Annotated in this window: 5 protein-coding genes and 2 pseudogenes; 2 read left to right on the forward strand and 5 right to left on the reverse strand. The window is 43.6% G+C overall.

Annotation, left to right across the window (positions count from 1 at the left end; translation table 11 throughout):
* A pseudogene (locus AB5Y86_RS10530) lies at positions 1–191 on the reverse strand (IS5/IS1182 family transposase); the annotation flags it as partial.
* A gap of 220 nt (positions 192–411) precedes the next feature.
* On the opposite strand from AB5Y86_RS10530, the gene AB5Y86_RS10535 reads away from it, so the two are divergent.
* The gene (locus AB5Y86_RS10535) at positions 412–1,074 is read left to right on the forward strand and encodes a response regulator (RefSeq protein WP_144716203.1); all 663 of its coding nucleotides are present in this window, start codon (positions 412–414) and stop codon (positions 1,072–1,074) included.
* Between the two features lie 115 nt (positions 1,075–1,189).
* On the opposite strand, the gene AB5Y86_RS10540 is transcribed toward AB5Y86_RS10535, so the two are convergent.
* The 3 genes from AB5Y86_RS10540 to AB5Y86_RS10550 all read right to left on the reverse strand — a co-directional run bounded on the left by AB5Y86_RS10540 (position 1,190) and on the right by AB5Y86_RS10550 (position 4,469).
* Positions 1,190–2,149, reverse strand: coding sequence for a sensor domain-containing diguanylate cyclase (locus tag AB5Y86_RS10540; protein ID WP_080602637.1), 960 nt, complete (start codon positions 2,147–2,149; stop codon positions 1,190–1,192).
* Between the two features lie 250 nt (positions 2,150–2,399).
* A complete protein-coding gene (locus AB5Y86_RS10545; RefSeq protein WP_186301956.1) occupies positions 2,400–3,152 on the reverse strand; it encodes a transporter substrate-binding domain-containing protein in 753 nt (250 codons plus the stop codon).
* Positions 3,153–3,512: 360 nt separating this feature from the next.
* A complete protein-coding gene (locus tag AB5Y86_RS10550; protein ID WP_151286328.1) occupies positions 3,513–4,469 on the reverse strand; it encodes a sensor domain-containing diguanylate cyclase in 957 nt (318 codons plus the stop codon).
* A 265-nt stretch (positions 4,470–4,734) separates the two neighbouring features.
* On the opposite strand from AB5Y86_RS10550, the pseudogene AB5Y86_RS10555 reads away from it, so the two are divergent.
* Positions 4,735–5,587: pseudogene (locus tag AB5Y86_RS10555) on the forward strand (IS5 family transposase).
* Between the two features lie 855 nt (positions 5,588–6,442).
* Here the strand turns inward: AB5Y86_RS10555 and AB5Y86_RS10560 are convergent.
* Positions 6,443–6,835 (reverse strand): transposase (locus AB5Y86_RS10560; protein ID WP_186301958.1); only part of this gene is annotated, 393 nt, incomplete at its 5' end.

Consider the following 6,835-nt stretch of genomic DNA (forward strand, 5'->3'; position numbering starts at 1 on the left):
TGAATGCGTAGCATGGTTTCCAGCGGATAAGGTCGCCGGCCATTACCAGCCTTGGGGTAAAACGGCTCGATGACTTCCACCATGTTTTGCCATGGCAGAATCTGCTCCATGCGGGACAAGAAAATCTCTTTTCTGGTCTGACGGCGCTTACTGCTGAATTCACTGTCGGCGAAGGTGAGCTGATGACTCATGATGAACCCTTTTTCATGGCTCCAGATGACAAACATGATCTCATATCAGGGACTTGTTCGCACCTTCCCTAGCCAAACGACTGGGGTTAAAATGATAAAGATACATAGCTATGGGCCATTATAGAGTTGCATCCTGCATATTGGTTAACGTGTTGATTTATAGTGTTTTTTATGCACGTATGGTGTAATGTGACGCTAGCATGGTATTGAGAATGTAGTTATGGATAACAAAGTTTCAATCGAAGAAATGCAAGCATTAAAAGTATTGCTTGTAGATGACCACGCTATATTGCGGGCAGGAGTCAAAGCTACACTCTCAACAGATCACCTTATGAAGGTGATTGCAGAGGCTGGCAATGGTAAAGAAGGATTAGATCTGGCAGTAGAATATGAACCAGATTTAATATTGCTTGACCTTCAAATGCCAGTGCTTAATGGATTAGAAACGCTGAAGAGAATCAGAGCAAAGAAAATAAAAAGCAAGGTCGTTATCTTCACCGAGTCAGATTTGGAAATTGATGTTGTAGAAGCGTTTAGGTTCGGAGCCAATGGATATCTTTCAAAAAATATTGAACCGCTTGATTTAATTGGCTTCATTAAGAGCATATGTGCTGATACATCAATTGAAAGTCCTCAGTCAAACAATAAAGTAATGTCAATCTCATTATCAGATAGTAATGTTGGCATTATTGAATCATTAAGCCATAGAGAAATTGATGTAGTAAAACTTCTTGCTGAAGGTCACTCAAACAAAGTCATTTCAAAATTATTATATATATCTCATGGGACGGTAAAAATACATGTGAGAAACATTCTAAGAAAACTAAAATTAAAGTCTAGAGTTGCTGTTACTGTATGGGCACATAACCGAACTATTAAGTAACTATAATTTAAAAATGTACATAAATAAAAATTAACTTGATATTTTTATTGTTGCAGATTATTGCCATACTAGTTAACGACTCTCTTAAATCATATGCCCATAGGGTGCATATGATTTATAAATTCTGCTTGCAACGATACATGGCCTCATCCGCCAAACGGAGTAACAAGTTTAGATCTGGTGGTGTAGTTGCATCATATTCCACATAGCCTATAGAACAAGAAAGGTTATATACCTTACCGCTATGCTTATTGAACTCATCAAAGATCTGATTTATTCGATTATTGATTGATTCAATATAGTTAATGTTTGTTTCTGGGAGTAAAACCACGTATTCATCACCACCTAATCGAGCACAGATATCAGCATTTCTAAAAATCAAGTTGATCAAGCTGGCGGCTTGGCACAATGCATCATCTCCAACATCATGACCAAATCGATCGTTTATAGATTTGAAATGATTCAAATCTATAAACAATAATGAAAGGCCCCTTTTCGTTCTGTATGCATGTTGCAAGTACCTCTCAGCCAGAAGAATAAAACCTCGCCTGTTGGTTATCCCCGTCAACTCATCTATTGTCGCCATTTGAACTGCACGTAACTCGCTTTCAACTGTTAATGCCAAGTCGGTAAATAAAGCTCTATCCTTTTCTCCAAAAGCCCTAGCCTTACGGTCTATAAGGCACAACGAACCGATATGCAATCCATCAGTTATTACTAATGAATGACCAGCATAGAATCGGATGTATGGCTCCCCTTGAACCATTGGATTATTATAATAAAGAGGATCTTTGGTTGCATCCTCAATAACAAGCATGCGTTCTTTGAGAAATCCATTTTTACAAAAAGAGATATTAGGAAGAGGTTCATGGATGTTTAGGCCATAACAAGGCTTGGCCCACTCGTGTTCATTGTCTTCGAATGAGATCAGGGCAATAGGCACATCAAACATGTTGCGAGCCATTCTTGTTATACGAATGAAACGTTCCTCTGTTGGGGAGTCAAGCACTTGGAGACGGCGCAATGCATCTAAGCGAAGAAAGTGGGGATCACTGGTTTCAGAGAACGGTTGCATCCTTGCGGCCTTTTACGTTGTGTCCGAAGCGATGCTATTATGACACTCATTTGGATATAACTAAATAGAATGCTGGATTACGGATGACAGATTTTTAGCGCGGGTATGCGAAAATACACACATTTGGTTTTCTAATGAGACCATCACTAGGGGGGCAATCGAAACTCATTCGTGTTGTTCTATGAAGGCGAGGATATCATCGAGCACCCCAGACGCTTGTAAAGCACCATGGCACGAACTGGATTTTAAATTAATCATAATAGCAAAACTGCTCTTGCAGTTGTTCTACTCTACCCTCGGTTTTCATTTTTTTTAGCATTAAGGCCAAATCTTTCGCTAGCCTTGAGTGTTTTTTATTAAGATACGCATAGCCTGCCAAGGTATCAACAATTCCTGCGGAATATATTTTATTATACTCGGTCGATTCCGCAAGCAATGCTTGCTTGCTCCTATCAAATACCAGAGTCTGCTCCACAAATACATCAACGCGTCCTTTTATCAGTTTTTTCAATCCCTGCTCAGTTGTGTTTACCTCTGTCGGCAGGGGGGAGGTAATAAGCTTGGAAAGTGCGTCTTCGGCGCGTTTTGAGCCTCGCCTGAATTCAACTCTTAATCCTTCCTTATCTAGGCTATGCCAAGAATTATATTTTGATTTATTGTCATACACATAAGCTTCAATAGTCACGTTGAAATGTGATTCATTCACTCTGATCAAGTTGGTTGTTTGCTGTTGGTATTCAAATGCCCGATGAATTTCACCATCAACACTGCCATTCTCCGCGAGGATCGGTGCTCTTCCACCAGGAACGCCCTGATATAGAAATTTATATCCCAATCTAGAAAATGCCTCGCTATAAATATTATATAACCAGCACCCATACTTTGAATGATAAGTGTCCGCTGAACTAACTAGAACAATTTTGGTATCAACAGCAATAGCGCATGAAGAAAGTGTCGCAAGGAAAATTAACAATATGTTTCTTATGTTGTATTGTGAAAACATACATACCCCACATTGACACATCCCACTTTTAATATAGCTCACGTTAAAAAATTCGCCATGCTAAATGAAATTAAAATACTGTTGGTGACATTTCTCACGAGATATGGGCTCGCGCCACTTAAATAGTGTTTCTTCCAAAATGGTTTGCTCTGCTGAAAGCTAATGTATAGGAATTCGAGTAGCAAGCCATCAATGCATATTCATAGACAAGTAATTAAAATTATACACAGACACTGAATAAAATAAACAAAATCCCCATGATTAGGGTATCTTGTTTCATACGGTCAATTACTTCTTTACCAGTATAAAAATGATTTCTCTAAGAAATGCTCAGATAGTTGTATTTTTGGCGACAGCTATTTATCGTTTCACTTTGCATGAATACATCTCTTCATCTGCGTGCCGCAGTAGTTGATCTAAATTAGGCGGCATACTAGCATCGTAAATCACAATTCCTAAGGAGCATGACAACTGGTATGGCTTACCACTATGACTATTGAAGTCATCTATTGCATGATTCAGCCGCTCTTTAATTCTCTGACAATGTTCACTACCAGTGCCAGGTAAAAGGACAACGAATTCATCCCCACCAAGGCGAGCGAATATATCAGCATCGCGGAATACTCGGCATAACAACTCGGCCATATGTCGCAACGCGTCATCGCCAATGTCATGACCAAACTTATCGTTAATTAGTTTGAAGTGATTTAGATCTAAAAAAAGTAAGGCCGCTGTGTGTTTTACACGAAATGCATATTTCAAACTTTTTTCGGCGAGCAGCATGAATCCTCTACGGTTAGTTATCCCCGTCAATTCATCTATGGTTGCTCTCTGAACGGCTTGTAACTCACTCTCAACCATGGATGCCAAATCAGCTAACAGCGCTTGGTCTCGTGGGCTAAAACCCCTGGGTTTAGAGTCTATGATGCACAATGTACCCAGCTTCAAACCGTTCCCAACTTCTAGTGGATGGCCTGCATAGAAGCGAATGTGTGGTTCCCCCGTGACTAAGGGGTTGTCAGAAAATCGTGGATCTTGGGCCGCATCTTCAACTACAAACAGTTCTTCACCGAGAATTGCATGACCACAAAAAGAAATGTCTCGCGGTGTCTCCAATACCGGCAACCCACAACATGACTTGAACCACTGTCTGTTTTCATCCACCAATGAAACCAATGCGATGGGCACATCAAACATGTTGCGAGCCATCCTGGTAATCCGGTCAAAACGCTCCTCTGCGGGGCTATCAAGTATCGCTAAACGGCGCAATGCGTCTAAGCGAAGCCGTTCGTTATCCGGTACTACAGGGCTTTGCATCAACATCTCCTTGTTGTGTGGGCACTGTACGCTGCCAACATATACTGTGCATCTGTAGATCTGATGTACTGACAGTATATTACAGTAGGTAGACCTATGATTTCGAGCCATCTCATCTTTGATGACAGGAGCAGTGTTTGCACTCTTGGTAGCGTGGTTGTCGCTCGCTCGACAAACAAGAGCTCGCCTAGAATCCCCCTAGGCTGTGTTCTTAAAGTGATGAAGATATAATCTCACATCTTCTCAACAGCTTAAGATCCATTCCGTGTCCCGCCGTTATCAGCTGACTGATGCACAATGGGGGCTTATCGAGCCCTGTTTCCTTCTCGAAGCCTGATCGGGCGCCCTACCCGTGAAACACGCCAAGTGCTCGATGGCATTCTCTGGATACTCCACACCGGAGCTCCTTGGCGAGACCTTCCAGAACGTTTCGGACCATGGAATTCGGTCTACAACACCTTCCGGCGTTGGCAGGATGCAGGCCGGATTGATGCCATTCTGGAAGCGCTGCAACTCAAGCTCAATGAAGAAGGGCTCATCGATTTCGACCTGTGGTGCCTGGACGGCTCCAATGTCAGAGCATCCAAAGATGCTGCCGGTGCACGTAAAAAAACACCTCAATGAATCAAGCCCTTGGCCGTTCGCGGGGAGGTTTCGGCAGCAAAATTCACTTGGTCACGGACGGTCATGGCTTACCACTGAGCTTCTGCCTGTCACCGGGGCAATCAGCAGAAATCAGCTATGCAACAAGCGCGTTGGCAATGGCGAGGATACCAACGTCATCAGGTCGCTACCGAACACGGCCAGCGCATCTTGCCGCAGACAAGGCCTATAGCAGCAAAGCCTTTCGAGCCGAGCTACGGCGGAGAAGGATAAAAGCGGTCATTCCGCAACGCAGCGACCAGCAACGGCGCCATAAGGGGCGTCCATTGGTACTGGACAAGGTGCATTACCGCAGGCGCAATGTCGTGGAGCGGTGCTTCGGTTGGTTGAAGAAGTTTCGCCGGTTTTCAACGAGATATGAAAAGCTAGCCAAGAGTTTTGCAGCCTTTATCAAACTGGCATTCTGCCTTCGCTACTTGCGCGAGTTATGTGTGGACAGAAAACCAGCATTTTGAGAACACAGCCTAGTTTTATTCGACCATCCTAGCAAAAAGCCATTCCGCAGTTAACTTGTTTGTCATTAATGAACTAACCTCATATCATCAAGTCTCCCAGTTTTTGCATCTGGATGTTTCACGATGGTCAGAGTCATTTTTCAAGCCAAGGTACATACCTCCGTTGATTCAGGCGGGTGGGTCGAAGTCCCACATTTATGCTTGCAACACTGCGTTATAGAGGACTTTAAGGCTCACCCTCGCTGGAGAAGATCCATCTCATCTTTAGAGCTGGATGAGATTCTCGAACAGCACACCACTAGGTTGTTTGGGGAGGCCAGGCGATTAGATCTGAACACTGTGCCTGAAGGTGTCTCTGTAGATGTGTTCGGGGCTTTGGCTATTGTTACTATAAATTTGACGCAGTGTGACACATACCATTGAAAATATAATATATTCAGACACTTATGGCTTTAAAGCTCAGGCCATCGTCTTCATCGTAGACAAACCTTAACGTTCAGATTGTATGAACGGTAGTAAGTAGTTATCGAGCAAGTCGTCCTGAGGGGGCTCGTTCAGGTTCGAGGAGGGTGATCACAATGATGGGCTCATTTAAAGCTTTCTGGTATGGTTAGCCCATCAGATTTTTTCAGACAGGATGTCGGTGTAATGAGTGATAAAACCCAGTGGAAAACATAGTCATTGATTTCCCGCATGCGTCTTGGGTTAGGGAAGGTGCGAATAAGCGGGGAAATTCTTCTCGGCTGACGCAGTCATTTCATTTCTTCATGTTTGAGCCGATTTTTTCTCCCGTAAATGCCTTGAATCAGCCTATTTAGACCGTTTCTTCGCCATTTAAGGCGTTATTCCCAGTTTTTAGTGAGATCTCTCCCACTGACGTATCATTTGGTCCGCCCGAAACAGGTTGGCCAGCGTGAATAACATCGCCAGTTGGTTATCGTTTTTCAGCAACCCCTTGTATCTGGCTTTCACGAAGCCGAACTGTCGCTTGATGATGCGAAATGGGTGCTCCACCTTGGCCCGGATGCTGGCTTTCATGTATTCGATGTTGATGGCCGTTTTGTTCTTGCGTGGATGCTGTTTCAAGGTTCTTACCTTGCCGGGGCGCTCGGCGATCAGCCAGTCCACATCCACCTCGGCCAGCTCCTTGCGCTGTGGCGCCCCTTGGTAGCCGGCATCGGCTGAGACAAATTGCTCCTCTCCATGCAGCAGATTACCCAGCTGATTGAGGTCATGCTCGTTGGCCGC

It is taken from the genome of Aeromonas sp. s8, assembly GCF_040907785.1.
Lineage (GTDB): Bacteria > Pseudomonadota > Gammaproteobacteria > Enterobacterales > Aeromonadaceae > Aeromonas > Aeromonas veronii.

What these genes read in the sequence shown, in the direction of transcription:
- AB5Y86_RS10535 (WP_144716203.1), top strand. Translation starts at nt 412, where the DNA reads ATGGATAACAAAGTTTCAATCGAAGAAATGCAAGCATTAAAAGTATTG.
- AB5Y86_RS10540 (WP_080602637.1), bottom strand. Translation starts at nt 2,149, where the DNA reads ATGCAACCGTTCTCTGAAACCAGTGATCCCCACTTTCTTCGCTTAGAT.
- AB5Y86_RS10545 (WP_186301956.1), bottom strand. Translation starts at nt 3,152, where the DNA reads ATGTTTTCACAATACAACATAAGAAACATATTGTTAATTTTCCTTGCG.
- AB5Y86_RS10550 (WP_151286328.1), bottom strand. Translation starts at nt 4,469, where the DNA reads ATGCAAAGCCCTGTAGTACCGGATAACGAACGGCTTCGCTTAGACGCA.